The following is a 26139-nucleotide window of genomic DNA, read 5'->3' on the forward strand; positions in this document are numbered from 1 at the left end:
CCGCACCGCATGGGCCGTGTCGATTTCACCCAGATGCGCTGTCCGATCGCCCGCGCCATGGCCGTGCTCGGGGAACGCTGGGCGATGCTGGTGCTGCGGGAGTGCTTCTACGGCACCACCCGCTTCGACGAATTTGAACGCAATCTCGGCATCGCGCCGAACATCCTCTCGGCCCGGCTGCGCGACCTGACCGAGCACGGGCTGCTGGAACGGGTGCCGGCCGGCGGGGCGCGGCATGAATACCGGCTGACCGAGAAGGGGCGGGATGTCTTCCCGATTTTCCTCACGCTCAAGGCCTGGGCCGATCGCTGGGTGGTGGGGCCGGAGGGATCGCCGGTGGCGCTGGAGGAGCGGGCGACGGGCCTGCCGGTGCGCAGCCCGCCGCTGCTCGCCTCCAGCGGCGCGCCGCTGACGCTCGAGGATATCCGCGTGCTGCCCGGCCCGGGCGCCAGCCGCGCCATCCGGGCGCGCTTCGAGGAGGAAGCCGACCATGGCTGACGGCACGATGGCCTTGGCGCCCCCCTCGCAGGGGGTGCTGCTGCGGCGCGTCTGGGCGCTCGCGGCGCCGACCACGGCGGTTGCGGCCCTCCAGGCAGCGGCGCAGTTGGTGGAGCCCTGGCTGGCGGCGCGGCAGGGCACGGCGGCCCTGGCCGGCTGGGCGGTGGTGCTGCCCTTCGCCCTGCTGATGCAGCAGATGTCGACCGGCGCCATGGGCGGCGGCGTCGTCTCCGCCATCGCCCGGACGCTGGGTGCGGGGAAGCGGGAGGAAGCCTCGACCCTGGTCGCGCATGCGCTGGTGATCGCGCTGGGCTTCGGGCTGCTGTTCGCGCTGCTGCTGGCCGGCTTCCCGCGGACCATCCTCGGCGCCATCGGCGGGGCGGAGGCGGCGGAGGCGGCCGCGCCCTATTGCGCCTGGCTGTTCGGTGCGGGGGCGGTGCCGGCCTGGATGGCGAATACGCTGGCCTCCGTGCTGCGCGGCGGGGGGCGGCATGCGCTGGCCTCCCGCGTGCTGCTGCTGGGCTGGGTCTTCTACCCGCCACTGGCCTGGGTGCTGATGGAATGGCTGGAGCTTGGCCTCGCCGGCGCGGGGATGGCCTTCGCGGCGACGATGACGGCGGCGAGCCTCGGCATGGCGGCGGTGGTGCTGACCGGCGGGGCGGGGTTCCGGCCGAGCCTCCGGGTGCGGCTGCAGGGGGCGCTGTTTGCCCGCATCCTCTCGGTCGGGCTGGTGGCCTGCGCGATGGCGACGGTGGCGAACCTCGCCACCATCCTCGTCACCGCCCGGGTCGCGGCCTATGGGGCGACGGCGGTCGCGGCCTATGGCGTCTCGGCGCGGATCGAATTCCTGATGGTGCCGCTGGCCTTCGGCGTCGGCTCGGCGCTGACGGCGCTGGTCGGGCGCTCGGTCGGCGCGGGGGACTGGGTCACGGCGCGGCGGACGGCCTGGGCGGGGGCCTGGATGGCGCTCGGCGTGACGCTGGTGGTGGGCGTCTTCGTCTCGGCAGCGCCGGGCTTCACCGCCGCGGCCTTCAGCCAGGATCCGGCGGTGGTGGCGATCGCGACCCAGGCGCTGGCGGTGATCGGCTTCGCGCTGCCGGGCTTCGGCGTCGGCATGGCGCTGTATTTCGCCAGCATGGGCGCGGGGCGGATGGCGGGGCCGGTGCTGGCGGCGCTGTCGCGCATCGGGCTGGCGGTGGGCGGCGGCTGGCTGCTCTCCGATGTGATGGGCTTCGGCCTGCAGGGGCAGTTCGTCGCCGTCGCGCTCGGCATCAGCGCCTATGGGCTGATCACCGCGCTCTCGGTGCGGCCGGGGGTATGGTCGGCGCGGGGGTGATTTGGGGGCGGGCCGCGCCGCCCCCGTCCTTCACCGCGCCGGCGAGTCGAGCAGGACCCAGAGGCGCGCGATCCGCCCCTCCACCACCTCCGCCGCATCGGCGCCGGTGACCATGGCCGGCCCGCCGGCCGGGCCGCCCTGCCAGCGCAGCACGCCGAGCCCGTGATGCCCGGTGGCCGGGCCCTCGGGCCGGAAGGCGAAGTCCGGCCCGAATTGCTCCAGCAGCTTGCCCGCCACCGCCGCAATGGCCGCGCGGCCCGTGACGATGCCGGTCGGCTCGTAGAGGGTCGGCTCGGCGGTGAAGAGCTCCTCCAGCGCCGCGGCCCGCTTCGCCGCATCCCGTTCGTTGAAGACCCGTTCGAGATTGGCGCGGAGCAGCCGGTCGTAATCCGGCTCCGGGCTCGCTGCCGCGCTCATTCCTGCACGAAGGCGAGGAGATCGGCGTTCAGGATCCCGGCGTTCACGGTCAGCATGCCGTGGCTATGGCCCGGATAGGTCTTGAGCCGGCCATTCCGCAGCAGCTTGATCGACAGCCGCGCGCTGGCATCGATCGGGACGATCTGGTCGTCCTCCCCGTGCAGGACCAGGGTCGGCACGCCGATCGCCTTCAGGTCCTCGGTCTGGTCGGTCTCGGAGAAGGCCTTGATGCCGTCGTAATGCGCCTTGGCGCTGCCCATCATGCCCTGGCGCCACCAATTCTGGATCACGCCCTGGTCGGCCTTCGCGCCGGGCCGGTTGAAGCCATAGAAGGGCCCGGTCGGGACATCGAGGAAGAACTGCGCCCGGTTGGCCGCCAGCGCGGCGCGGAAGCCGTCGAAGACCTCGATCGGCAGGCCGCCCGGATTGGCCGCGGTCTTCAGCATCAGCGGCGGCACGGCGCTGACCAGCACGCATTTGGCGACGCGGCCATCGGGCTCGCCGAAGCGGGCGACATAGCGGGCGACCTCGCCGCCGCCGGTCGAATGGCCGATATGGACCGCGTTCCGCAGGTCGAGATGCCGCGCGACGGCCGCCGCATCCGCCGCGTAATGGTCCATGTCGTGCCCGTCCGAGACCTGCGCCGAGCGGCCATGGCCGCGGCGGTCATGCGCCACGACGCGATAGCCCTTCGCCACGAAGAACAGCAGCTGCGCATCCCAGTCATCCGAGGAGAGCGGCCAGCCATGATGGAAGACGATCGGCCGCGCGTCCTTCGGGCCCCAGTCCTTGTAGAAGATCTCGACGCCGTCCTGGGTCGTCACGAATGGCATCATCGGTATCCTTCGCTGTTGCGGACCACTTCGCCTGCCGGAATGCGCTGCGTCCCGGCCGCTGCCCCGATGGTGACACGGTTCGGCAGCGGCGTGACTGCGGCGGATGGAGACGGATCCGAGACGCTTTGCATGCAGGAAGCAGGCCGCGGCCGGCAACCCAAGGCACGGACGCTTCAGGAATGCCCCTGTTCAACTCGCGGGTTTCAGGGCCCTTCGGCCCCTGGTGGGAGAGCGCGAGAGGATCGGACGCGCTGCGTCGGATGCCCCTCCTTCCGCGCCCCTAGCCCCGCTGCACCCAGGGGCTGCGCTGCCATAGTCCGCGATAGTCTGCCTCCTGCGCGCGCAGCCGGGTGAACCAGGCCTCGCCCGGCTCATAGGCCGGTTCGGTGAAGCGGCTTTCCAGGGTGCGGACGAATTCCGCATCGCGGGCGATCTCCGCCGTCGCCTCGCGCAGCCGGGCGAGGATGGCGGGCGGCGTGCCGGCCGGGGCGACGATGCCGCGTTCGGAGGCCATCTCGACCGGGTAGCCGAGCTCCCGCAGGGTCGGGATGTCCGGGCCGAAGCGGCTGCGCGTGGCGCCGGCCTGGGCGAGGATGCGGAAGCCCTGCGGCGCGGCCATGACCGCGCCGAGATTGAGCCCCATCAGATCCACCTGCCTGCCGAGCACCGCGGTCCGGAGCTGCGGGTCGCCCTGGAAGACCACATGATTCAGCCGGATGCCGGCGGCATTCTGCAGCAGCACCAGCTGCAGATGGTCGTCGGTGCCGATCCCGGGCGAGGCATAGGTGAGGCTCTCGGGCGCCGCCCTGGCCCGGTCGATCACGTCCTGCAGCCTGCGGAAGGGCCCCTCGGCCTGGGCGGTGATGGCGCTCGGGTCCGTCACCAGATTGGCGATGGGGGCGAAGTCGTCCATGCGGAATTGCGCCGGCCGCTCGATCGGCAGGGTCAGCAGGCCCGGATAGTTGGTGGTGCCGAGGGTATGGCCATCCGGCTTGGCGCGGGCGACGGCGCCGAGCGCCAGCTCCCCGCCCGCTCCGGGGCGATTGGTGATGACGACGGTGCCGCCCAGCCGCTGCTCCAGCGCCCGGCCATAGCTGCGGGCATCGAGATCGGTGCCGCCGCCGGCGGTGAAGCCGACGATGATCTCGATCGGCCGCTCCGGGTAGCGCGCGGTCTGGGCCAGGGCGGGGAGGATCGCCGGTGTCGCCAGGGCGGTGCCGAGAAAGGCGCGGCGGCGGATGGTCATGTCCCACGCCCCTCATTGCTGTCGCGCCAGGCGATGAGGCGGCGCAGCCCTTCGCGCATATCGACCTCGGGCGCCCAGCCGATGGCCGACTTCGCCTTCTCATGCGCGATGCGGAAGGCGCCGCCGGAAGTGAGGCGGACCTTGCCCGGCTCGGCCCCGATGAATTCCGGCGCGGGGCCGCCGCCCAGCAGCTCGGTGACGAGCTGGACGAGCTCCAGCGTGGTGGTCGGGGCGGGGCCGGAGGTATTCACCGCCACATCCGTCGCCGCGCTCTCGAAGGCCATGCGGTTGGCCCGCGCCAGGTCGCCGACATAGACGAAATGCTTGGTCTCGGACCCGTCGCCGAAGACCTGCGGCGCCTCGCCGCGCCTGATGCGGTCGATGGTCTCGATGATGTAGAGGGCATTGGCGGCGCGGTAGTGCTGGCGCTCGCCATAGACGGTGGAATAGCGCAGGACGACATAGTCCTGGCCCCATTTGCGGAAGGCGTCGCGGCAGAGCTGTTCGCCGATGATCTTGCTGGCGCCGTAGAGGATGGCGGCCGGCGGGGCGCCGGCGGAATGGAAGGGCGTATCCTCCACCAGCTCCCCGGCGACGCCGGGGCCATAGCCATAGGTGGCGTTGGAGGAGGCAAAGACGACCTTCCTCACCCGGTTGGCGCGGCAGGCCTCCAGCACGTTCTGGACGCCGCGGATATTCACATCGAGCCCGGCCCAGGGGTCGCGGTCCATCGACAGGGTCATATAGGCCGCGAGCTGGAGCACGCCGGCCAGGCCCTCGGTGGCGCGGAGCAGGTCGGCCATCCGCATCACGTCGCCGCGCACCAGCTTCAGGCGCGGATGGTCCTTCAGATGGGCAATGGCGGCATCCGAGCCGAAGGCGAAATTATCGAACAGCACGACCTCGGCGGCGCCGTGGTCCAGCAGCTCGCCGGCGGTGGCGGAGCCGACCAGGCTGGCGCCGCCGATGATGGCGAAGCGATTGCCGGCGATGGGGACCTGGGCAGCCATGCGGTTTCCTCCTGTGTTGTTCTCGGGCGCCATCCAAGCGCGATGCGCGTTGCAGGCCAAGCCGGTTCGACCGGCAAAGCCCCCGCCGCTAGAAGGGCGGGCAAAATCAGCACTGCACAATCAGCACTGGGGAAGACCATGCCTGCCATCACACGTCGCGCCGCACTCGGCGCCGGCCTTGCCACCGCCGCCCTGCTGCCCGGCCGCCGCGCCGCCGCCCAGGCCGGCTGGCCGAACCGGCCGGTGCGGATCATCGTGCCCTTCAGCGCCGCCGGCACCACCGACATCGTCGCCCGGCTGCTGGTGGAGCCGCTGACCGCGCGGCTCGGCCAGTCCGTGGTGGTGGAGAACCGCCCGGGGGCGGGCGGCAATATCGGCGCCGAGGCGGTGGCGAAATCGACCGACAACCACACGCTGCTGATGACGACGATCGGGACGGCCGCGATCAATTACGGGCTGTACCGCACCTCCATGCCCTACAAGCCGGAGGATCTGGCCGCGGTCTCGAACATCGCGGCGGTGCCGAATGTGATCGTCGCCGCCCCGCAGCTGCCGGTCGGCACCCTGCAGGAGGCGGTGGCGCTGGCCAAGCAGCGGCGGGAGGGGCTGACCATCGCCAGCTCGGGCAACGGCACCAGCCTGCACCTCACCGGGGAGCTGCTGAAGCAGGTGGCGGGCATCGACCTGGTTCACGTCCCCTTCCGCGGCTCGGGCCCGATGCTGACCGAGGTGATCGCCGGCCGGGTCGACCTGGCGGTGGACAACCTGCCCTCCTCGCTCGGCCACATCCGCGACGGGCGGCTCCGCGCCCTGGCGGTGACGACGGCCGAGCGCAGCCCGGCGGTGCCCGATGTGCCGACGACGCGCGAGGCCGGCTATCCGGGGCTGGACGCCACCGCCTGGTTCGGCATCCAGGCGCCGTCCCGCATGCCGCGGGAGATCATCCAGCGCCTGTCGCAGGAATTGCAGGCGATCGTCCGCGACCCCGGGGTGCGCGCGAAGATCGAGGAGCAGGGCGCCCGGCCGGTCGGCGACACGCCGGAGCAATTCGCCACCTACATCAATGCGGAAATCGCCCGCTGGGGCGAGGTGATCCGCAAGGCGAATATCCAGCTGGATTGATGGGCCTTTAGTCCCGCGCCATGCCGAGATCTTCCAGCACCTGGCGGTTGCCGGCGCTTTCCGCCGCGAAGCGCTGCTGGAATTCCGGGCCCTCGGCGTAGCTCGGCACGGAGTTCAGCCGGGCCGCCGCGGTCTGGAAGCTCTCGCTGCCCACCGCCTCGGCGCAGGCGCGCTGGATCACCGCGGCCACCGCATCCGGCAGCCCGGCCGGCGCGACCAAGCCGCCGGCGGAGCTGCCGATGATGGGGAAGCCCGCCTCGGTCACCGTCGGCACCTCCGGCAGGGCGGCGATGCGCCCGGCGGTGAAGGTGCCGGCCACCGGCAGGCCGGTGGAGACGGGGATGGAGGGGCTTTCGACGAAGGCCATGATCTGGCCGCCCAGCGCCGCCTGGGCCATGGGCGCCGCGCCGGTGAAGGGGACATGCAGCGCCTCCACCCCCGCCTGGCGCAGCAGCCGGGCGATCAGGATGTGCTGGGTGCTGCCCTGGCCGGGCGAGCCATAGACCAGCGCCTCCTTGCCCGTGCGGCCGAAGCGCACCATCCCGGCCAGGTCCTGGAAGGGCGTGCCGCGCCCGAGGATCAGCACCTGCGGGTTGTCATAGACGAGGCAGAGGAAGCGGAAGCTGTCGAGCGAGTAGCTCAGCGGCACGAGATGCGGCTGCGCCGTCAGCGGCGTGTTGGGCGACAGGCCGATCGTGTAGCCATCGGGCCGGGCGCGGGCGATCTCGGCATCCCCGATCGTGCCGGAGGCGCCGCCGCGATTGACGATCACCACGGTCTGGCCCAGCGCCTTGGCGAGGGCCGGTTGCAGGGCGCGCGCCATCAGATCGGTATTGCCGCCCGGCGGATAGGGCACAATGAGCTGGACGGGGCGGGCGGGATAGGCCTCCTGCGCGGTGGCCGCCACGCCGGACAGCAGCAGGGCGGCCAGCGCCCCGATCGCCCGGCGCCGCATCTTCCCCCATGACACATCGCTCATCGCCGTCCCCCGCCTGGTGTTTCACCGATGATAGCCCCGGCGCGTCGTTCCGGCAGGCCCTCAGGCGCCGGGGCCTCGGCCCGTGCCGGGCGGCGCCGCACCCGGGTCAGCGGCCTGAGGGCGCCGAGCCCATCCTCGGCGCCGGGATCGTCCACGAAGCGCATGGTCTCCAGGAGATAGGCGGTGGTGCTCTCGATCTCCTCGCACAGCGCCTCCGCGGCGCGGCGCGCATCGCCGGCATCCAGCGCCTCCAGGATCTGCGCATGGCGGTTCGCCATGGGGACGCGGCCGAGGATCACCCAGCGGGCCTCCCGGAACAGCGGACCGCGGCGCAGCCACAGCGCCTCGATCAGGCCGAGCAGCATGGGCGCAGCGGCGGCGCGGTAGAGGGTGAAGAGGAATTCGCGGTCCGCCTGCAACACCACATCCGCCTGGTTGGCTCGGCGCGCCACCATCCCATCCGCATAGATGCGCCCCAGGCGCTGCCGCATCGCCGCATCCAGGCGGGGCGTCGCCAGCCGCACCGCGAGCGGCTCCAGCTCGGCCCGGATGGCGCCCAGCTCGGCGAAGGCGGCGCGGGTCAGGCGCGGGACGATGGCGGTGCCGGAAGGCAGCAGGTCGATCGCCTGCTCGGCGGTCAGCCGGCGCAGCGCGGTGCGGGCCGGCATGGGGCTGGTCCCCAGCGCCGAGGCGATCTTGCGGATGGAGAGCTTCTGGCCAGGGGCGAAGGACCCCTCGACCAGCGCCCGGCGAAGGCTCTGATAGGCCCGCTCCTCGAGGGAGCGGGGGTCCGTTGCGGCGGAGGATTGCGTGTCGTCCAAGATGTGATCACACTATGCCAGCTTTCGGGATGGCAGAAGAGCCGGCCGAGCCGATCCGGGGAGAGAGAGGGACATGATCACCCGTCCAACGCGCCGTGGTCTTCTCCGCGGCACCGGCGGCCTGGTCGCCGCGGCGCTCCCCCTGCCCGCCCTGGCGCAGGGCGCGGCGCCGCCGAAGCCGGACCGGATCGTGGTGAATGCCTCGGGCGGCGCGATGAACAGCATCTTCCGCCGCAGCTATTTCGCGGAATTCGAGAAGCTGCACGGCATCCGCGTCGTGGACACCTCGCCGGTCGATTTCGGCAAGCTTCGCGCCATGGTGAATACCGGCAATCCCGAATGGACGGTGACGGAGATCGGCGGGCAGGACGGGCTGCGCGCCAAGGCGCTGAACCTGCTGGAGCCGATCGATCCCGCGATCGTCGACCGTTCCTCCTTCCCCGAGGTCGCGCGGGATTCGCACGTCTTCATCTCCTCGGCCTATTCCACCGCGCTCGGCTACCGCACCGATGCCTTCCCGAATGGGGGCCAGCCCAAGGGCTGGGCGCAGTTCTGGGACGTCAAGCGCTTCCCCGGCGCACGGTCGCTGCGCAACCACCCGACCGACAACCTGGAATTCGCGCTGCTGGCCGATGGCGTGCCGATGGACAAGCTCTATCCGCTCGACATGGACCGCGCCTTCCGCAAGCTGGACGAGATCCGCCCGCATATTACCGTCTGGTGGACCACCGGGGCGCAGCCCGCGCAGCTGCTGGTCGACAAGGAAGTGGTGCTGGCCTCTGGCTGGAATGGCCGCTTCTTCGAGCTGACGCGGCGCAACGCCCCGGTGGCGACGGAATTCACCGAGGGCAGCCTGAAGAGCGGCTGCTTCGGCATCCCGCGCGGCACCCGCCAGGCCTATTGGGGGCAGCAATTCCTCCAGGTCATGACCAATCCGCGCCTCCAGGCGATCTATGCGACCGAGCTGTCCTATGCCGGGCTGAATCCGGAGACGATCAATTACGTGCCGGAGGAGATCCGGCCGATGCTGCCGGTCGCGCCGGGCAACCTCGCCAAGCAATTCTGGCTGGATGTCGGCTGGTGGACCGAGAACGGCGCCAAGGCGCAGGAACGCTGGACCCGCTGGATGCTGCAGCGCTGACGGAGCGGCGCGCATGGAGCTTTCGGTCCAGGGAATCGTGCGCCGCTTCGGCAATGTGACGGCGCTCGGCGGCGTCGACCTCGATGTCGCGGAGGGCGAGTTCCTCACCATCCTCGGGCCGTCCGGCTCGGGCAAGACCACCCTGCTCAAGACCGTCGCCGGCTTCGAGATCCCGGATGAGGGGGCGGTCTTCCTCGGCGGCGAGGATGTGACCCTGGCGCCGCCGCGGAAGCGCGACGTCGGCATGGTGTTCCAGAACTACGCCCTCTTCCCGCATATGACCGTGGCGCGGAACGTCGCCTTCCCGCTGGAGATGCGCGGCGTGCGGCGCGAGGAGATCCGCCGCCGGGTCGAGGAAGCGCTGCGCCTGGTCGAGCTGCAGGGCTTCGGCGAACGCCTGCCGCGCCAGCTCTCGGGCGGGCAGCAGCAGCGCGTCGCGCTCGCCCGTGCCGTGGTCTTCGGCCCCGGCCTGCTGCTGCTCGATGAGCCCTTCGGCGCGCTGGACCGCAAGCTGCGCGAAGGGCTCCAGCTCGAGGTGCGGCGGCTGCAACGGCGGCTCCGCCTGACGACCCTGTTCATCACCCATGACCAGGAGGAGGCGCTGATCATGTCGGACCGGATCGCGGTCATGGATCGTGGCCGGATCGAGCAGGTCGGCCCCCCGGCCGAGGTCTATGCCAGGCCGGCCACACGCTTCGTGGCCGACTTCCTCGGCGAGTCGAACCTGCTGGACGGGGTGCTGGCCGATGGCGCGGTGCGGATCGGCGGCTTCACCCCGGTGCCGCTGCCCGGCCTGCCGCCCGGGCCGGTGACGCTGCTGCTGCGGCCCGAGGCGCTGCGCCTCGCCGAGGCCGCCGAGGCGGCGCCCTGCCGCGGCCGGGGGCGGGTGATCGAGACGGTCTTCCTCGGCCTGTCGGTGAAGCTGCGGGTGCAGATGGAGGACGGGCCGGAGATGCTGGCCCGCGTGCCGCTGCGCCCCTCCCTGCCGCCGCCGGCGCAGGATGGCGAATGGCTGGCCGTGGGCTTCGCGCCGGAGGATGTGCATGTCATCCCCCGGGGCTAGCCGCCGCCTCGCCGGCCGGCGGCGGGAGCTGGCGCTGCTGGCCTTCGCCACGCCCGCCCTGCTGCTGCTCGGCGTCGTTTTCGCCTGGCCGGTGCTGCGGCTCCTCTCGCTCTCGGTCGAGGGCGGCAGCCTCGAGCATTTCGAGAAGGCGGCGCTGGACGGGCTCTATGTCTCGGTCTTGGGGGACAGCCTGAAGATCGCCGCGGCGGTGACGGCGATCTGCCTGGTGCTGGCCTATCCGGTGGCCTTCTGGCTGTCGCGCGCCGGCCGCATCGGCGCGGCGCTGGGCCTGTTCGCCCTGCTGCTGCCCTTCTGGACCAGCGTGCTGGTCCGCACCTATGCCTGGCTGGTCCTGCTGGGCCGCAACGGGGTGGTGAACCGGGCGCTGCGCGACTGGGGGCTGATCGAGGCGCCGCTGCCCCTGCTGCACAACATGGCCGGCGTGCTGATCGGCATGGTGCAGGTCCTGCTGCCCTATATGGTGCTGCCGATCTATGCCGCGCTGCTGCGGGTGGACCCGGACCTGTCGCGGGCCGCCGAGGGCCTGGGTGCGCCGCCCTGGCGGGCCTTCCTGCGGGTGACCTTCCCGCTCTCGCTCACCGGCGTCTCGGCCGGCTGCGCCCTGGTCTTCGTGCTCTCGCTCGGCTTCTTCATCACGCCGGCGCTGCTCGGCGGCGGGCGGGTCGTGATGATCTCCATGCTGATCGAGCAGCAGGTGCGCGAATTCCTCGACTGGCCCTTCGCCGCCGCGCTCTCGGCCGTGCTGCTGCTGGTCACCCTGGCGATCTATGGCCTGATCGGCCGCATCACGCGGGGAGGGCGGCTTGAGGCGGCATAGGCGGATCTCCTTCGGGCGCATCCTGCTCGGCCTGGTGGCCGGGCTGGTCTTCGCCTTCCTGATGCTGCCGCTGCTGGTGGTCTTCCCGATCTCGCTGTCCTCGGCCAGCTACCTGCAATTCCCGCCGCCCGGCCTGTCCTGGCAGTGGTATCTCCGCTACCTCGATGACCCGAGCTGGATCGAAGCGACGCTGCGCAGCGTTAAGGTCGCCGCGCTCTGCACGGTGCTGGCCATGGGGCTCGGCGTGCCGCTCGCCTTCTTCCTCGTGCGCTCGCGGCTGCCCGGCATCCGGCTGCTGGACCGGCTCACGGCGGCGCCGATCATCGTGCCGACCATCGTCCTCTCCATCGCGCTCTACGGCGTCTTCGCCCGTCTTCAGCTCATCGGCGAATGGTATGGCATCGCGGTGGCGCATAGCGTCCTGGCGCTGCCCTTCGTCGTCATCCTGGTCGGCGCCGGGTTGCGCACCTTCGATGAGGCGCAGGAGCAGGCGGCCGCCGGCCTCGGCGCGCGGTGGCCCGCCATCCTCTGGCGCGTGACGCTGCCGCAGCTCCGGCCGAGCCTCGTCTCCGCCGCCTTCCTCGCCTTCATCAGCTCCTTCGACGAGCTGGTGATCGCGATGTTCCTCTCGGGGGCGGAGATGACGCTGCCCAAGAAGATGTTCGACAACATCATGATGGAGATCGACCCGACCATCGCGGCGGTGTCGGTGCTCCAGATCCTGCTGGTCGGCCTCTGCCTCGGCCTCGCCAGCCTGTTCGGCCGTGGCGTTCTCACCACGACCATGACCCGCTGAGGACGCCATGGACGCATCGATCTTCCATCCCGACTTCAAGGCGCAGCCCTTCTGGTGGGAGGCGATCCGGATGGGCGACGACCCGCCGGCGGAGCTGCCGGCGCGGGCCGATGTGGTCATCGTCGGCGGCGGCCTCACCGGCCTCAACTGCGCCATCGAGCTCGGGCGCGGCGGGGCGAAGCCGGTGGTGCTGGATGCGGAGCCGCTGGGCTTCGGTGCCTCGACCCGCAATGGCGGCGGCGTCTCGGGCGGCAACAATGTCGGCAAGGGGCTGTCGGGCGCCAAGGGCCGGCAGAGCCCGGACGAGCAGCAGGAATGGCTGCGCGCCATCATGGGCGATGCCTCGGAAGGGCTGAACCATATCGAGGCGCTGATCGAGCGCGAGGGGATCGAGTGCTACTACAAGCGTTCGGGCCGCTTCATCGGCGCCTGGACGCCGAAGCACTATGACGGGATGGCGGCGAAGGTCGATGCGCTGAACCGCTATGCCGATGCCGGCGCCTCCATGCTGCCGCGGGAGCGCCAGCGCGAGGAGATGGCCTCCGACTACTATTACGGCGGCATGGTGGTGGAGCGGACAGGGAAGATCCATCCCGGCCTCTATCATCGCGGGCTGATGGAGGCGGCGCAGCGGCATGGCGCCATCCTGCTCGGCAGCACCCGGGCCGGCGCGCTGACGCGGATCGCGGGCGGCTGGCGCGTCGAGACCTCCCGCGGGCCGATCGAGGCGGGGGAGGTGGTGATCGCCACCAACGGCTATACCGGCGGTCTCACGCCCGATCTGCGGCGGCGGCTGATCCCGGTGGCATCCCACATCATCGCCACCGAGGAGCTGGACCCCGAACTGGCGGCGGGCCTGATCCCCAAGCAGCGGACGCTCGCCGACAGTCGCCGCATCCTCTGCTACTACCGCATGTCGCATGACAACCGGCGGGTCATTTTCGGCGGGCGGGCGCGCTTCACCCAGGTGACGCCGCAGGTCTCGGCGCCGATCCTGCACGGCATGATGCTGGCGCGCTGGCCGCAGCTGAAGGGCGTGCGGGTGACGCATGCCTGGACCGGCAATGTCGCCTTCGCCTTCGACTACCTGCCGCATATGGGCGTCACGCCGAAGGGGCTGCACTACGCCATGGCCTGCAACGGCGCGGGGGTTGCGATGCTGTCCTATCTCGGCGCCGAGGTGGGCAAGAAGCTGCTCGGCAAGAGCAACCATGTCCCCGTCTTCGACGGGCGGGAATTCCCGACCCGCCCCTTCTATGCGGGCAATCCCTGGATGCTGCCGGTGGTCGGCAACTGGTACCGCTTCCGCGACTGGCTGGACCGGCGCGCGGCCTAGGCCATGATCCAGGATCATGGCCTAGGCTTGTATTGGGTCGCGTGATTCACGCCTTCGCCGTTCCAGCCTGCGGCGATCACGCTCTAGGTTACAGCCCGCCCAGCCGCCAGCCGTTCGGCATAGTCGATCGCCTCGATCAGGCTCGTCTCGCTGGCGATGCCGCGGCCGGCAATGTCGAAGGCCGTGCCGTGATCGACCGAGGTGCGGATCACCGGCAGGCCGAGGGTGATGTTGACGCCGGAGAGCGCATCCCATGTGCCCGTCTCCGGATTCACCTGGAAGCCGAGCAGCTTGACCGGAATATGCCCCTGGTCGTGATACATCGCCACCACCGCGTCGAACTGCCCGGCGCGGAGCTTCACGAAGACCGTGTCGCCCGGCACCGGCCCGGTGACGCGCATGCCATCCGCCACGGCCTGGGCGATGGTCGGCGCCACCACATCGATATCCTGCCGGCCGAACAGCCCGCCCTCGCCGGCATGCGGGTTCAGTGCGGCGACGGCGATATGCGGCCGCGCGATGCCGAGGCGCAGCAGCGCATCCTGCGTCAGGTCCAGCACCAGCCGGATGCGCTCCGGCGTCACCCGCTTCGGCACATCCTCCAGCGCCACATGCGTCGTCACATGGCTGACGCGCATATTGCCATGCGCCAGCATCATCACGCTGCCCTTGCGGCCGGTCAGCGAGGCCAGCATCTCGGTATGGCCGGCATAGTGGTGGCCGGCATCGTTCAGCGCCTCCTTGTTCAGCGGCGCGGTTACCAGCGCGGCGACGCGGCCGGCCTGCGCCAGGCGGACGCCCTGTTCGATGGCGAGATAGGCGAAGCGCCCGGCCTCGGGCGAGAGCTGGCCGAGCGCGATCGGCGCACGCTCCTCGCCGGCGGGGAGGAAGGCGAGGGCGGGCCAGTCGCCCTCGGCGGTGACCTCCGCGATCTCGACCTCCGGCGCGAAATCGGCCTGGGCCTGGCGCAGCGCCGTGCCATGGCCGATGACCAGCAGCCGCAGCGCGCCGGAGGCGAGGCGCGGCGCCAGGGCGCGGCAGGCCTTGACGATGATCTCGGGGCCGATCCCGGCGGGATCGCCCATGGTGATGGCCAGATGCGGCGTCATGACGTGATGCTCCCGAGGGGTTGGGCCGCCAGCAGGTCGCGCCACAGCGCGTCCTCCCCGAAGGCGCCGGATTTGGAGACGACCGGCAGCCCGTCCCAGGCCCCGCCCTGGAGGACGGAACGCGGGATGCCGGGGCGAAGGAGGCCGGTGGCGAGCAGGCCCCGCGCGCCGAGCGCGGCGCAGACCGCCTGTAGGGTCTCGCCGCCCGCGACCAGCAGGGTGCCGGGGCGGGGCAGCGCCCGCAGCAGCGCGGCAAATTCTGTGGCGATGCGCGCGGCCGCCGCGGCGCGCGGCAGGCCGGCGGGCAGGGCGAGGCTGACCAGGGCGGCGCCCCGTTCCAGGCTGCGCGCCACGCGCCCGGCCTCGCCGGCGCCCGCGATGCAGAGCCAGGCCTCGCCGCAGGCGGCGAGCTGGCGCGCGGTCGCGTCCTGGTCGGAGCCGAAGAGGCCGAGCACCGGCCCGCGCAGCGTGGCATCCGGCGTGACCCGCTTGGCCCCGGCCAGTGCGCGCGCCAGCCCGCCGCTGCCGCACCACAGCACCGGCCCGGCGGCGGCGCGGCCGAGTTCCGCGATGCGGTCCAGCTCCGCCTCGCTCTCCGCATCGAACCAGGCGAGGCCGGGCGGGAGCGGCGCATCGGGCCGGCCGGGCCGTACCTCCAGCCCCTCGGCGGCCCAGTCGGGTATGGCCACCGGTGCCCAGCCGCCCTCCGGCATGCCGGCCAGCACCTGCCCGCCGCGGGCGATGCGGCGCTGCGCCGGGAAGGCGGGGGCGATGACGGCATGGGTCCAGGCGCCGGTCGCCCAGCAGGCCGCCAGTTCCGCCGCGACATGGCCGCGCAGCAGGCTGTCCAGCTTGCGATAGGCCAGATCCCCGCCCGCCAAGGCCGGGGCGAGGGCGCGCACCGCGGCGATGGCGGCCTCGCGCGGGGCCTCCCGCGTGCCGCTGGAGAGGGCGAAGCTGCCGGAGGGCAGGGCGGCTTCCCAGCGCACCGGCACGGGGCCGCAGAGGGTGGAGAGCTCGGCCGCCGTATCCAGCGCGCCGGTCAGGTCATCCGCCAGCAGGCGCAGCACCGGCCGGCTCATCGCGGCGCCCTTCCCTTCGGGTGGGCAGTTTTCGTACGGCGGCGCCCGGGGCGGTGTCAACCGGATGGGGGATCGTGGCACGCTGCCCAGGGGAGGAAACACATGACCCGAATTCACCGCCGGGCCGCGCTGGGCGGCCTCGCCGCCAGCCTGGCCGTGCCGCATCTGTCGCGGGCGCAGGGGGGCGGCGGCTGGCAGCCGACGCGCCCGATCCAGCTCATCGCCGGCTTCGCGCCGGGTGGCGGCAGCGACGTGATCGCCCGCACCATCGCCGAGGCGACGGCGCCTTTCATGCCCCAGCCGATGATCGTGGTGAACCGCCCCGGCGCCGGCGGGGCGCTCGCGGCCGAGCAGGTGGCGCGCGCCGCGCCGGATGGCCATACGCTGCTGCTGGCCGGGGGCAGCGAGAGCACCTCGATCCCCGCCCACCGGGAGGTGCCCTATGACCCGAAGCGGTCCTTCCGGGCGGTGATCCGCCTGACGCGGCACCCGCATTTCATCTGCGTGCGCGGCAAGGGCGGGCGGTTCGGCGACATGCGGCAGGTGGTGGAGGCGGCGCGGGCCGAGCCCGGCCGCATCACCCATGGCTCGGCGGGCGCCGGCACGCTGTCGCACTCGCTCTTCATGCTGCTGGAACAGCGGGCGAGGGTGGAGTTCCTGCATGTGCCCTATACCGGCGGCGGGCCGGTGGCGCAGGCGCTGCTGGCGGGGCAGATCGATCTCGGCGTGCAGGCCTCGGACGAGCTGGGCGGGCTGGTCGCCTCGGGCGATATCCGGCCGATCGCCGTGGCTTCGGCCGAGCGCGCCCTGTCGCAGCCGGAGGTGCCGACGCTGCGCGAGCTGGGCTGGGATGTCGTGGCGGACAACCAGAAGGGCTGGGTCGGCCCCGCCGGGATGAGCGACGAGATGGTCGCCTATCACCACGACCGCTTCCGCCAGGGGATGGGCACGCCCACTTGGCGGCGCTTCCTCGAACGGCTCGGCGAGGCGGATGGCTATGCCGATGGCCCCGGCTTCCAGCTGGCGATGGACACGCTGCTCGACAATGTGCGGGGCGCGCTGCGCCGCGGCTGAGGCTCAGCCGAGGCCGAGCAACCCATAGATCCGTCGGACGTACCCGCCGAAAGCCTCGCCGGTCTTGATGTCGAGGCCGCGTTCGGCCGGCAGCTCGATCGGGAAGTAGTCGGACATGCGCGCCGGGCCGGCGGTGAGCACGGCGCAGCGCTCGCCGAGGAAGACCGCTTCCTGGATGGAGTGGGTGACGAAGAGGATGGTCTTGCCGCTCTCGCGCCAGATGCGGCGCATCTCGAGGTTCATCCTCTCCCGCGTCAGCGCGTCGAGTGCGCCGAAGGGCTCGTCCATCAGGATCAGCTTCGGGTCGTGGACCAGGGCGCGGGCGATGGCGGCGCGCTGCTGCATGCCGCCCGAAAGCTCGTAGGGGTAGCGGTCCTCGAAGCCCTTGAGGCCGACCAGGGCGATCAGCTCGCGCGCCCGCGCCTCCGCCGCGCGGCGCGGCAGGCCGAGAATCTCGGCCGGCAGCAGGACATTGCGCAGCACGGTGCGCCATTTCAGCAGCAGCGCCTGCTGGAACACCATCCCCACATCGCGGCCGGGGGTGAAGGCGCCGGCCGCGCCGCCGATCCGCACCTCGCCGCCATCGGCATCATGCAGCCCGGCCAGGATCTTCAGCACCGTGGTCTTGCCGCAGCCGGAGGGTCCGACCAGCGCGACCATGTCGCCCTCCGCCACCTCCATGGTGACGTTGGAGACGGCGGTGAAGGCGCGGCCGCCGCGGCGATAGGTCTTGCTGACATCGCGCAGCCGGATCAGCGGCTCGGCGCTCACGACAGCCAACGCTCCCGGTTGGCGGCGACGAAGGTGTCGTCGGCAAGGTCGGCGTGCTCGCGGCAGACGCGGTCGATCAGCGCCGCCTGGCCGGGGCTCAGCCCCTCCTGCGGGTTGAGGCACCAGATGCCCTCCAGCAGGCCCTGGCGGCGCAGCACCTCATGGCAGCCGGCAATGCAGCCGTGGAAGTCGTGTGCCACGTCGAAGAAGGCGGCGTTGCAATCGGTGACGCGGGCATCGAGGGCGAGGAGTTCGGCCGGCACCGCCGCGCCCCCCGCCGCCGCCTGCAGCCGGGCCAGCAACTCCACCGCCTTCTGCGTCCAGACCGACCAATGGCCGAGCAACCCGCCGCGGAAGCGCACCGTCACCGGCTGGCCGTCCCGCATCGCGACGAAGGGCGTCAGCAGGTCGAGCACGATATGGTCGTCATTGCCGGTATAGAGGGTGATGCGATCCTCGGCCCCCGCGGCGACCAGGCCACGCACCACATCCAGCGTGCGGTAGCGGTTGAAGGGCGCCGCCTTGATGGCGACGACATTGTCGATGCCGCAGAAGCCGGCCCAGAATTCCGCATCCAGCGGCAGCCCGCCGACGGCGGGCTGGAGGTAGAAGCCGACCAGCGGAATCTCCTCCGCGACGCGGCGGCAATGGGCCAGCACCGCCTCCGGCGTCGCGCCGCGCAGGGCGGCGAGGCTGAGCAGCCCGGCATGGTAGCCAAGCGAGACGGCCAGCCGCGCCTCCCGCACCGCCTGTTCCGTCCCGCCGCAGAGGCCGGCGATCATCACCAGCGGCCGGTCGGTCCAGCCGCGCGCATCCTCCATCGCGGCCGTCAGCACCGGCTCGTATAGGCCGACATCGCGGATCTCGAATTGCGTGGTGTGGACGCCGACCGCGAGGCCGCCCGAGCCGGCATCGATGTAGTAGCGGGTCAGCGCCCGCTGCCGGCGGCGGTCGAAGCGTCGGTTGGTATCCAGCGCCAGCGGATGGGCGGGGATGACCGTGCCCCCGGCGAGCAGGTCGCGGACGGCCCCTGGAATGGCGGAACGGTGCATCGAGCCCTACTCCCTGTCGTTATCCCAATTCCGGCCCGGCGATGAGAAACATCCGGGCGTCGTCGCCGAAGCCGGTCTCCCGCCCCAGCGCCATGCGCAGATAGGGCCGTTCCTCGCGGAAGCCCGCCGCGGCCAGCAGCGCCGCGAGGCCGGACCAGCGCTGTGGCAGATCGAGCAGCACCGGGCCCTGCACCCGGCCGAGCGCGGCGCGCAGCAGGCGGGCGGCAGCGGCTTCATCCGGCGCGACCAGCGGGCCAAGCTGCAGGGCCTGCCGTCCGGGCCGGGCCAGGATGAAGCCGCTGCCATCCGCCAGCATCAGCGCTGGCTCCGGCGCGCGGTGCCAGAGATCCTCCAGGATGGCGGGGCGCGGCGCGCCGAAGGCGGCGGCATCCAGGGCCGCGAGGGCGGGCAGGTCCGCCGCCTCCACCGCGCGCAGATCGGCGGGCAGGTCCGTGCCGCCCTGCCCCTCGCCGCGCCAGCGCATCAGCGGGAAGACCGGGCGGAAGCCGAGGGGTCGGTAGATGCGTTCCCCCGCCGGCGTGGCATCGAGGAAGGCGACCTGCCCCGCCGCCGCCAGCGCCGCCATTGCCTCCCGCAGCACGGCGGTGCCGAGGCCCTGGCTGCGCGCCGCTGCCGTCACCAGCACCATGCTGATCCAGCCGAAGGGCCCATAGGGCAGCACCGCCCCCGTCGCCTGCCAGCCGCCATCCGCGCCGCGCAGCCCATGCACCGCGCCATGGCGGAGAAACAGGCGCCAATCCTCCGCCACTTGGTTCCAGCCCGCCTCGGCCGAGAGCGCGAGCGCGCCCGGCAGGTCCGCTTCCTCCAGTCGATGGAAGCGGGAATCAGGAGCACTGCTCAAAGCCGCCTCCCGCCTTGGTGTCCTTCCGCGGCTTTGCCGCGGAAGGCGGTGCGAGGCCTGGGGAGGAAGGCGACCATCCGGGGGCCCCCGCGACGACGCGCAGCGGTGTCGTGGGGAACTTTAGTAGGCACCGTCCCGCACCTCGAAATGCGTCGGCTTGCCGAGGCTGGGCTTGTCCCGCGCCACCCAGTCGGCGACCCAGTCCATCATCCGCGCCAGCGGCACCACCGGATAGCCGAAGAGCGCGGCGGCCTGGGCCGCATTGTTCAGCCAGGCGGTCGGCGCTTCCTCCCCCGTCAGCACGGGCGCCTTGCCGAGGCGTTCGCCGAAGGCCTTGGCCAGCCAGCGGACGGAGATGGTCTCCGGCCCCGTCACGTTCAGCGGCGAGACCGGGGCGGTGGCCTGGCGGAGGCAGCGCAGCGCCTGGCTGTTCGCGTCGCCCTGCCAGATGACGTTCACATGCCCCATGGTGACATCGATCGGCGCACCGTCCCGCACCGCGCGCGCGACATCGAAGAGCACGCCGTAGCGCAGGTCGATCGCGTAATTCAGCCGGAAGATGCGGCCGGGCGTGCCGTAGCGGCCGGAGAAATAGCTCACCAGCCGTTCCCGCCCGATGCAGGAATTGGCGTATTCGCCGGGCGGCGTCAGCGGGCTGTCCTCGGTCGAGCCGCCGCTGCCGATGGGGACGAATGGATAGACGCAGCCGGTCGAGAAGGTGACGATGCGGGACTCGCGAAAGGCCTCGGCGACGAGGCTCGGCGCATGGACATTCATCGCCCAGGTCAGCGCCTGATCGCCCTGGGCACCGAATTTGCGCCCGGCCATGAAGACGATATTGGCGGCGCGCGGCAGCCGCCCGACCGCCTCGCGGTCCATCAGGTCGCAGGCGATGGTCTCGACGCCATGCCGCTCCAGCGCCTCGCGCAGACCGGCCTCGCTGAAGCGCGCCACGCCGATGACGCGCTTGCCGGGGGCGGCATTGCGGGCGAGGCGGGCGAGGCTCGGCCCCATCTTGCCGCCGACGCCGAGGACCATGATGTCGCCCTCGATGGCGGCGAGGTCTTCGGCGAGCGCCCGGCTCGGCCGGGCCAGGAACTCATCGAGCGCCTCGGCATCGGCAAAGCCGGCGGGCAGGGTGGCGGCGTCGAGCCAATCGGTCATCCGCTTGTCCTCGCATCCGGGGGGAGGGCGATCCGCTCCAGCAGCAACACCGCGCCATAGAGCAGGATGCCGAGCAGCGTGATCAGCAGCACGGCCATGAACATGGCCGGGGTATCGAGCGAAGCCTGCACCTGGATCATCAGATAGGCGAGGCCACGGTCGGAGGCGATGAATTCGCCCACCACCGCGCCGGCGACGGCGAGGATGGCGGCGACCTTCATGCCGGAGAAAATATAGGGCAGCGAGCCCGGCAGCTGGATGGTGCGGAACATCGCCCAGCGGGAGCCGCGCAGCGAGCGCACGAGGTCGAGCAGGTCCGGCTCCACCTCCCGCAGCCCGCGCAGCGTGGTCAGCAGCACGGGAAAGACGCAAAGCGAGAAGACGATCAGCATATTGGTGCCGATGCCATAGCTGAACCAGGTGATGACCAGCGGCCCGAGCGCCACCTTCGGGATCATGTTCAGCGTGACCAGCAGCGGGAAGACGGCCAGCGTCAGCAGCCGCGACCAGGAGAAGGCGAGCGCCAGCGCCACACCGATGACGACCGAGAGCGCATAGCCGCCGAGGATCTCGAGCGCCGTGACCCAGGTGTTGGAGACCCAGGCGTAGTTCGGGCCGCCGAGGGTTGCCAGGATGTCGGTCGGTGCCGGCAGGATAACGGGCGGCAGGTGCGAGGCGCGGACGCCGAGCTGCCAGGCCAGCACCAGCGCCAGATGCACGGCGACGACCGCCAGCGCATGCAGCAGCCTGCCGCGGAGCGCGGGGTCGCGCGGCGCCGGACCTTCCTGCTGCGCTGCGGCCTCCATGCCCGACCTCATCCCGTGGCGAGAGGGAAGGCTAGGCGGCAGCATGACAGTTTGTCAACCAACCGGTTGACTAAGCGCTCCCGGTTTGAAATCGCTTTCCGGCAGGATCATAATGAGCCGGATACGTAATTTTCGGACCGCGAGGCATGAGCGAACATCGTTGGATCTACGATGCGACCGAAGGCCGGAGATGTGGGATTTGCGGTGCGGAACAGACTTTCGTCGGAAAAGCAAAACTGAGGCTGAAGCCTTCGGCCAATTGGGCACCTTCGGCAGGCTCCTGCTTGGGACAGCCTCGAAAGCGAAGCACGCCTGATATGCTCACTGGCGCGCGCATCAGAATTGCCTCGTCATTGCCTACAGATCAGCGGGCGGTAAACAAGGCAGCTCGCATGATCACGGCGAGGGGCCGCAAGGGTTAGTGGTTCTTCTGTGCTGGCCCGGTTTTATGGGGACCGCACTTCGCACGCGCCACCACCCGAGCAGCGATGAGCGCCAGGATTACAGGATTGGCCGAGATCGATTGACGAAGCGGCAGTCAGGGCCGCAGCGCCCGCAGGGTGAAGTCGATCACATGCCGCCGCCGCGCCGCGACATCCCGCGCCGCCCCCAGCTCCCGCCCGAAGATCGCCGAGAGGGTGCGGTTGTTGGAGAAGTAGAAATAGGACAGCGCGGCGATCGAGATATAGACCTGCACCGGGTCGAGATCGGCGCGGAACACGCCGGCCTCCCCGCCGCGCCGCAGCGTTTCCCGCAGCAGGTCCACCAGCGGCGAATGCATGGCCTGCAGCCCGTCTGCGTCACGGAGATGCGGCGCGCCCTGGCGGTTCTCGTCATTCAGCAGGGCGACGAATTCCGGGTGGTCCAGCAGGTAGTCGAAGGAGAAGCCGACCAGCCGTTCCAGCGCCGCCTCGGGCGGCAGGTCGGCCAGGTGCAGGGCCCGCTCCTCCGCCCGGATGCCGGAATAGACCTGTTCCAGCGCGGCGCGGTACAGCGCCTCCTTGTTGCCGAAGTGGTGGTAGACCAGCTGCTTGTTCACGCCGGCGCGGCGGGCGATCTCATCGACGCGGGCGCCGGCCAAGCCCTTTTCGGCGAATTCGGCCGTGGCGGCGGCGAGCAGGGCGCGCTGCGTCGCCTCCGGGTCGCGCTGGCCACGGGCACGTTCGGGGGCTTCGGGCAGGCTCGGTCGGGGCATGATTCACCCTATCAACCAACCAAATGGTTGGATAGCATCGCAACCCGGAGCTGACGCAGAGAAGGGACAGAGCCCATGGCGAAGGTCGAAGCCGCGGCGAGCCGCCGTGCCGTCCTGGGTGGCCTCGCGGCCGCCGCGATCATCGGCCGCGCCCGGGCCGCCGAGCCGATGAACCTGGTGCTGAACTGGACGCCGACCGCCGACCACGCGCCCTACTACTACGCCAAGGCCCAGGGCTGGTACGAGCAGGCCGGCATCGACCTGACGATCGAGACCGGCCGCGGCTCCGGCGCCGCCGCGCAGCGCGTGGCGGCCGGCGGCGCACAGCTCGGCATCGCCGATATGGCGACGGCGATGCTGGCGCGCAGCCGCGGCTCGAAGCTCGTCGCCGTCATGGTGGTCTATGCCAATTCGCCGCAGGGCTTCTATTGGCTCAAAAGCAACGGCATCGCCGGGCCGAAGGATTTCCCCGGCCGGTCCATCGGCAACCCGCCCGGCGATGCCTCCCGCGTCATGTGGCCGGCCTTCGCCAAGACCGTCGGCATCGACCCCGCCAGCGTGCGCTTCGTCAATGTCAGCCCGCAGGCGAAGATGCAGGCGCTGCGCGGCCGCACCATCGACATCACCAGCGACTTCTACAACGAGCACGACCTGAAGGTTCGGCTGTTTGGCGAGGATCTCGGCTTCCTCGCCTGGCGCGATATCGGGCTGAACCCCTATGGCAACTCGGTCATCGTGAACGAGGATGTGCTGGCGGCGAAGCCGAAGCTGGTCGAGAATTTCGTCCGCGTCTCGCAGCGGGCCTTCGCCGCCGCGGTGCAGGATATCAACCCGGCGCTGCGGACCCTGCTCACCTCCGTCTCGGGCCTCGAGGAGGCGAACCAGCGCGACCAGTGGCGCCGCATCCTGGAGCTGATGCGCGACCCGACGACCGAGACCGTCGCGCTCGGCGCCTTCAAGCCAGAGCGGGTGGCGGCGGATTACGACCTGCTGCGCACCTATTTCGAAAATGTCCCGGCGATGCAGCCGGAAGCGGCCTTCACCAACCGCTTCCTCGACACCGGGCTGCGGATGCCGCCCGCCTAAGATCCGTCAAACAGGACCGATCGGGAAGCCTGGGAGGGCCGGAGACATTTCACGATCAATGGACGTTTTTCCGCGCCGAGGCGCGCTGGGGGTTGCGGCGGAGTAGCGTGGTGCTGAGAGGGGCCCTGCCCCTCTCGGGCTCTCCCCGCCAAAGGCCGGAGGGCCTTTGGAACCGGTCGTCCTGGAGCCCGCTTCGGGGCGCCTGCCGAACGCTGTGTTCAGCCATCTGCGCCGGTAAACGGATCGGTACTGGCCAGCTCGCGGACGAGCTTACGCCGGATCGCGCCGGCAAACTCGTCGAAGCCGGCCACGGCGAGCACGAAGGCATCGGGGCCGCCGATCACCGAGTTCCGGTAGTAGGCTTCGAGAGTGGCGGGAGGAGCAACGCCGGTCTCGTTCGGATCACTGCCTTCGATCACCAAGCCGTTCAGCGTCACGCCTCTTGCCACCGCGCTGTCGCGCAGATCTTCGACTGGCCCGCCGTTGTTGTTGACGCCATCTCCGCAGATGTCGACCACCTGGCGCGTGGCCGTCCATGGCGCATCCCCAAGGAGGCGCAAGGAGAACGCGATCCCGCGCGAGATCGAGGTGCCTCGACGGGATCCCAGGGGCGCCAGTGGTTGCCGCGCCAGGGCCGCCGACCAAGCGAGCGCGTCGGCAGCAGACGCGATCCTCGTCCAGGGCAGCAGCAGCCTTTGGAAGGCCATGCCCGACCACTCGACATAGGCGACACCGATGGCGGCATGGGGACCTGCGGCGACGAGGTTGAGCACGACCGGGTCGGTCAGCGCCGCCCGATATCCCTGCCTTTGCAGCAATGCCTCGTCGTCATCGATGGAGCTTGAGACGTCTGTCGCAAGGACGAGCGACAAGTCTACCGTGACCTTCTCCGAGGGCGGCACATCCGATGCACCTAGTTGTGCAGCCGGTGGCCTGGAAGAAAGAGCCGAGCAGCTGGCAAGGATGGAACGCCTTCGCATTGGATGGCCCTCCGCTTGGCAATAAAACAACACTGGCCGCGGGACGTCGTTCAAGCTGCAGAGAGCTTGGTCACAGCGGCCGCTGGCCGCCTGAGCAGGACGGCGGCGGCCAGGACGAAGACGGCGACAGCGGAGCTTGGCATGGCCCCGTGGTCGCGCGCGAAGCGTCGGCACGCCCTGCCCAGGCGAACAGCTCTCTCGTGGCTTGCCATTGCCGGCGCATGGACTATGCGCTCGAGGGCGCCGCTACGGGCGAAACGGAAAGACCGCGCAGGACTGTCTGCCAGGGCCGGAGGTCGCGCGGCAATTGCCGCCAGGCGCAGCCGGTCCGCACAAGGCAGCAGGGGTCCAGATGGGCCACCTCCGCGGACGTCACGAACCCACCGAACGCCAGCGGAAACCTGTCGCTCGCCTCGCCCCGGTCAGCCGCTCCGGCCCTGTTCCGAAGTGGGTCCTTCCTCAGCCGTCACGGCGCACTGCCGAGCGAGATGCCCCGCGCCCGGATCACCCCGCCCCAGCGCTCGCGCTCCTCGGCCAGATAGGCCTCGATGGCCGCAGGCTCGCGCGGCGGCTGTATGGCGAGGCCGAGATCGCTGAAGCGCTGCGCGAATTCCGCATCCTGCTGCACCGCGGCGAGCGCCGTCCGCAGCCGCGCCTGCACCGGCTCCGGCGTGGCGCGCGGCAGGGCGAGGCCGAACCAGGTGGCGGCCTGGTAGCCAGGCAAGCCGCTCTCGGCGATGGTCGGCACATCGGGCAGGACGGGCAGGCGCGCCCGCGTCGTCACCGCCAGCGCCCGCAGCCTGCCGTCGCGGATCTGCGGCAGGGAGGTGCCGATGACATCGAACATCACCTGCACATCGCCGGCGGCGAGCGCCAGCAGCGAAGGCGCGCTGCCGGGATAGACCACATTCGTCATGCTGATGCCTGCGCCCATGGCGAAAAGCTCGGCGGCGAGCTGGATCGGGTTGCCGAGGCCGACCGAGGCGTAGTTCACCGCATCCGGCCGCGCCTTGGCATAGGCGATGAACTCCGCAACGCTGCGGACCGGCAGGCTGGGCGGCACGACCATCACCAGCGGCGTCTCGACCACGATGCCGAGCACGGCGAGGTCGCGCGCCGCGTCATAGGGAAGCTGGCGATAGAGCAGCGGGTTCAGCACCGTGCTGGCGCCGCTGGCCATCAGCAGGGTCAGGCCATCCGGCGCCGCCTGCGCCACGGCCCCTGTGCCGATGATGGTATTGGCGCCCGGCCGGTTCTCCACGACCACCTGCGTGCCGAGCTGGCTGCCGAGGCCGGCGGCGACAGCGCGGGCCAGGATGTCCGTCACCCCGCCCGGGGCATAGGGCACGATCAGGCGCAGCGGGCGCGGCGGCCAGGCCGGCTGCGCCGCGGCGGGCAGGGCCGCGAGCGGCAGGGTAAAGGCGGCGCGGCGCGGGATCGGCATGGTTGTTTCCTCCTCGGCCAGCGTGGCTAGCCGATCCCCCGGGGGTTTCCTACCCTGGCCCGCAATGGAGGGAAC

The 26139-nt window shown here is 71.2% G+C and carries 26 protein-coding genes; 10 read left to right on the forward strand and 16 right to left on the reverse strand.

The window, feature by feature from the left end:
- Window positions 1-9 precede the first annotated feature (9 nt).
- Together JMJ55_RS19965 and JMJ55_RS19970 are read left to right on the forward strand one after the other, a co-directional pair.
- The gene (locus JMJ55_RS19965) at window positions 10-498 is read left to right on the forward strand and encodes a winged helix-turn-helix transcriptional regulator (RefSeq protein ID WP_202827358.1); all 489 of its coding nucleotides are present in this window, start codon (window positions 10-12) and stop codon (window positions 496-498) included.
- Window positions 491-1834, forward strand: coding sequence for an MATE family efflux transporter (locus JMJ55_RS19970; protein WP_236033858.1), 1344 nt, complete (start codon window positions 491-493; stop codon window positions 1832-1834). The genes JMJ55_RS19965 and JMJ55_RS19970 overlap by 8 nt, the downstream gene beginning before the upstream one ends.
- Before the next feature lie 30 nt (window positions 1835-1864).
- On the opposite strand, the gene JMJ55_RS19975 is transcribed toward JMJ55_RS19970, so the two are convergent.
- The 4 genes from JMJ55_RS19975 to JMJ55_RS19990 all read right to left on the reverse strand — a co-directional run bounded on the left by JMJ55_RS19975 (window position 1865) and on the right by JMJ55_RS19990 (window position 5343).
- A complete protein-coding gene (locus JMJ55_RS19975; RefSeq protein WP_202827359.1) occupies window positions 1865-2251 on the reverse strand; it encodes a nuclear transport factor 2 family protein in 387 nt (128 codons plus the stop codon).
- Window positions 2248-3084 carry an alpha/beta fold hydrolase gene (locus tag JMJ55_RS19980; RefSeq protein WP_202827433.1) on the reverse strand — a complete coding sequence of 279 codons (837 nt, stop codon included), beginning with the start codon at window positions 3082-3084 and terminating at the stop codon, window positions 2248-2250. Before JMJ55_RS19980 ends, JMJ55_RS19975 begins: the two co-directional genes overlap by 4 nt.
- 283 nt (window positions 3085-3367) lie before the next feature.
- Window positions 3368-4333 (reverse strand): tripartite tricarboxylate transporter substrate binding protein, encoded by a 966-nt coding sequence (locus tag JMJ55_RS19985; RefSeq protein WP_202827360.1) that lies wholly within the window; start codon window positions 4331-4333, stop codon window positions 3368-3370.
- Complete coding sequence (locus tag JMJ55_RS19990; RefSeq protein ID WP_202827361.1) at window positions 4330-5343, reverse strand: NAD-dependent epimerase/dehydratase family protein; 1014 nt, start codon at window positions 5341-5343, stop codon at window positions 4330-4332. The genes JMJ55_RS19985 and JMJ55_RS19990 overlap by 4 nt, the downstream gene beginning before the upstream one ends.
- Before the next feature lie 138 nt (window positions 5344-5481).
- Between JMJ55_RS19990 and JMJ55_RS19995 the strand changes: the two genes are divergently transcribed.
- On the forward strand, window positions 5482-6465 hold the full coding sequence (locus JMJ55_RS19995) for a Bug family tripartite tricarboxylate transporter substrate binding protein (protein ID WP_202827362.1): 984 nt from the start codon (window positions 5482-5484) through the stop codon (window positions 6463-6465).
- A 7-nt stretch (window positions 6466-6472) separates the two neighbouring features.
- Here JMJ55_RS19995 and JMJ55_RS20000 read toward each other — a convergent pair whose 3' ends face one another.
- Both JMJ55_RS20000 and JMJ55_RS20005 read right to left on the reverse strand, forming a co-directional pair.
- Window positions 6473-7444 carry a tripartite tricarboxylate transporter substrate binding protein gene (locus tag JMJ55_RS20000; RefSeq protein WP_202827363.1) on the reverse strand — a complete coding sequence of 324 codons (972 nt, stop codon included), beginning with the start codon at window positions 7442-7444 and terminating at the stop codon, window positions 6473-6475.
- On the reverse strand, window positions 7441-8265 hold the full coding sequence (locus JMJ55_RS20005) for a GntR family transcriptional regulator (protein WP_202827364.1): 825 nt from the start codon (window positions 8263-8265) through the stop codon (window positions 7441-7443). Before JMJ55_RS20005 ends, JMJ55_RS20000 begins: the two co-directional genes overlap by 4 nt.
- Window positions 8266-8338: 73 nt before the next feature.
- On the opposite strand from JMJ55_RS20005, the gene JMJ55_RS20010 reads away from it, so the two are divergent.
- Genes JMJ55_RS20010 through JMJ55_RS20030 form a run of 5 tightly spaced genes read left to right on the forward strand, consistent with a single transcriptional unit; the run spans window position 8339 to window position 13439 of the window.
- A complete protein-coding gene (locus JMJ55_RS20010) occupies window positions 8339-9406 on the forward strand; it encodes an ABC transporter substrate-binding protein (protein ID WP_202827365.1) in 1068 nt (355 codons plus the stop codon).
- 13 nt (window positions 9407-9419) lie between these two features.
- Complete coding sequence (locus JMJ55_RS20015; RefSeq protein ID WP_202827366.1) at window positions 9420-10469, forward strand: ABC transporter ATP-binding protein; 1050 nt, start codon at window positions 9420-9422, stop codon at window positions 10467-10469.
- Window positions 10450-11307: an ABC transporter permease gene (locus tag JMJ55_RS20020; protein WP_236033859.1), complete on the forward strand. Its 858-nt coding sequence runs from the start codon at window positions 10450-10452 to the stop codon at window positions 11305-11307. The genes JMJ55_RS20015 and JMJ55_RS20020 overlap by 20 nt, the downstream gene beginning before the upstream one ends.
- Entirely contained in the window at window positions 11294-12103 is an 810-nt protein-coding gene (locus JMJ55_RS20025) for an ABC transporter permease (protein WP_236033860.1), read from the forward strand. The genes JMJ55_RS20020 and JMJ55_RS20025 overlap by 14 nt, the downstream gene beginning before the upstream one ends.
- Before the next feature lie 7 nt (window positions 12104-12110).
- Window positions 12111-13439 (forward strand): NAD(P)/FAD-dependent oxidoreductase, encoded by a 1329-nt coding sequence (locus JMJ55_RS20030; protein WP_202827368.1) that lies wholly within the window; start codon window positions 12111-12113, stop codon window positions 13437-13439.
- 83 nt (window positions 13440-13522) lie between these two features.
- On the opposite strand, the gene pdxA is transcribed toward JMJ55_RS20030, so the two are convergent.
- Both pdxA and JMJ55_RS20040 read right to left on the reverse strand, forming a co-directional pair.
- A complete protein-coding gene (pdxA, locus tag JMJ55_RS20035) occupies window positions 13523-14548 on the reverse strand; it encodes a 4-hydroxythreonine-4-phosphate dehydrogenase PdxA (protein WP_202827369.1) in 1026 nt (341 codons plus the stop codon).
- Entirely contained in the window at window positions 14545-15630 is a 1086-nt protein-coding gene (locus tag JMJ55_RS20040) for a four-carbon acid sugar kinase family protein (protein ID WP_202827370.1), read from the reverse strand. Before JMJ55_RS20040 ends, pdxA begins: the two co-directional genes overlap by 4 nt.
- A 102-nt stretch (window positions 15631-15732) precedes the next feature.
- Here JMJ55_RS20040 and JMJ55_RS20045 point away from each other — a divergent pair, with 102 nt between their 5' ends.
- Entirely contained in the window at window positions 15733-16704 is a 972-nt protein-coding gene (locus JMJ55_RS20045) for a Bug family tripartite tricarboxylate transporter substrate binding protein (protein WP_202827371.1), read from the forward strand.
- A gap of 3 nt (window positions 16705-16707) precedes the next feature.
- Here JMJ55_RS20045 and JMJ55_RS20050 read toward each other — a convergent pair whose 3' ends face one another.
- The 6 genes from JMJ55_RS20050 to JMJ55_RS20075 all read right to left on the reverse strand — a co-directional run bounded on the left by JMJ55_RS20050 (window position 16708) and on the right by JMJ55_RS20075 (window position 22554).
- Window positions 16708-17475, reverse strand: coding sequence for an ABC transporter ATP-binding protein (locus tag JMJ55_RS20050; protein ID WP_328702709.1), 768 nt, complete (start codon window positions 17473-17475; stop codon window positions 16708-16710).
- Window positions 17472-18527, reverse strand: a complete 1056-nt coding sequence (locus JMJ55_RS20055; protein ID WP_202827373.1) for a dihydrodipicolinate synthase family protein — start codon at window positions 18525-18527, stop codon at window positions 17472-17474. The genes JMJ55_RS20050 and JMJ55_RS20055 overlap by 4 nt, the downstream gene beginning before the upstream one ends.
- Before the next feature lie 19 nt (window positions 18528-18546).
- Window positions 18547-19389 (reverse strand): GNAT family N-acetyltransferase, encoded by an 843-nt coding sequence (locus tag JMJ55_RS20060; protein ID WP_202827374.1) that lies wholly within the window; start codon window positions 19387-19389, stop codon window positions 18547-18549.
- 120 nt (window positions 19390-19509) lie between these two features.
- Window positions 19510-20553, reverse strand: coding sequence for an NAD-dependent epimerase/dehydratase family protein (locus JMJ55_RS20065; protein WP_202827375.1), 1044 nt, complete (start codon window positions 20551-20553; stop codon window positions 19510-19512).
- Window positions 20550-21359 carry an ABC transporter permease gene (locus JMJ55_RS20070; protein WP_236033861.1) on the reverse strand — a complete coding sequence of 270 codons (810 nt, stop codon included), beginning with the start codon at window positions 21357-21359 and terminating at the stop codon, window positions 20550-20552. The genes JMJ55_RS20065 and JMJ55_RS20070 overlap by 4 nt, the downstream gene beginning before the upstream one ends.
- A 538-nt stretch (window positions 21360-21897) precedes the next feature.
- Window positions 21898-22554, reverse strand: a complete 657-nt coding sequence (locus JMJ55_RS20075) for a TetR family transcriptional regulator (RefSeq protein ID WP_202827377.1) — start codon at window positions 22552-22554, stop codon at window positions 21898-21900.
- Window positions 22555-22629: 75 nt separating this feature from the next.
- Here JMJ55_RS20075 and JMJ55_RS20080 point away from each other — a divergent pair, with 75 nt between their 5' ends.
- Entirely contained in the window at window positions 22630-23640 is a 1011-nt protein-coding gene (locus tag JMJ55_RS20080; protein ID WP_202827378.1) for an ABC transporter substrate-binding protein, read from the forward strand.
- 218 nt (window positions 23641-23858) lie between these two features.
- Here the strand turns inward: JMJ55_RS20080 and JMJ55_RS20085 are convergent, their stop codons facing one another.
- Together JMJ55_RS20085 and JMJ55_RS20090 are read right to left on the reverse strand one after the other, a co-directional pair.
- The gene (locus JMJ55_RS20085; RefSeq protein ID WP_236033862.1) at window positions 23859-24512 is read right to left on the reverse strand and encodes a DUF1194 domain-containing protein; all 654 of its coding nucleotides are present in this window, start codon (window positions 24510-24512) and stop codon (window positions 23859-23861) included.
- A gap of 574 nt (window positions 24513-25086) precedes the next feature.
- Entirely contained in the window at window positions 25087-26064 is a 978-nt protein-coding gene (locus tag JMJ55_RS20090) for a Bug family tripartite tricarboxylate transporter substrate binding protein (protein ID WP_202827380.1), read from the reverse strand.
- Between the last annotated feature and the right edge of the window lie 75 nt (window positions 26065-26139).

The sequence above is a fragment of the Belnapia mucosa genome, assembly GCF_016775475.1.
GTDB classification, from domain to species: Bacteria; Pseudomonadota; Alphaproteobacteria; order Acetobacterales; family Acetobacteraceae; genus Belnapia; species Belnapia mucosa.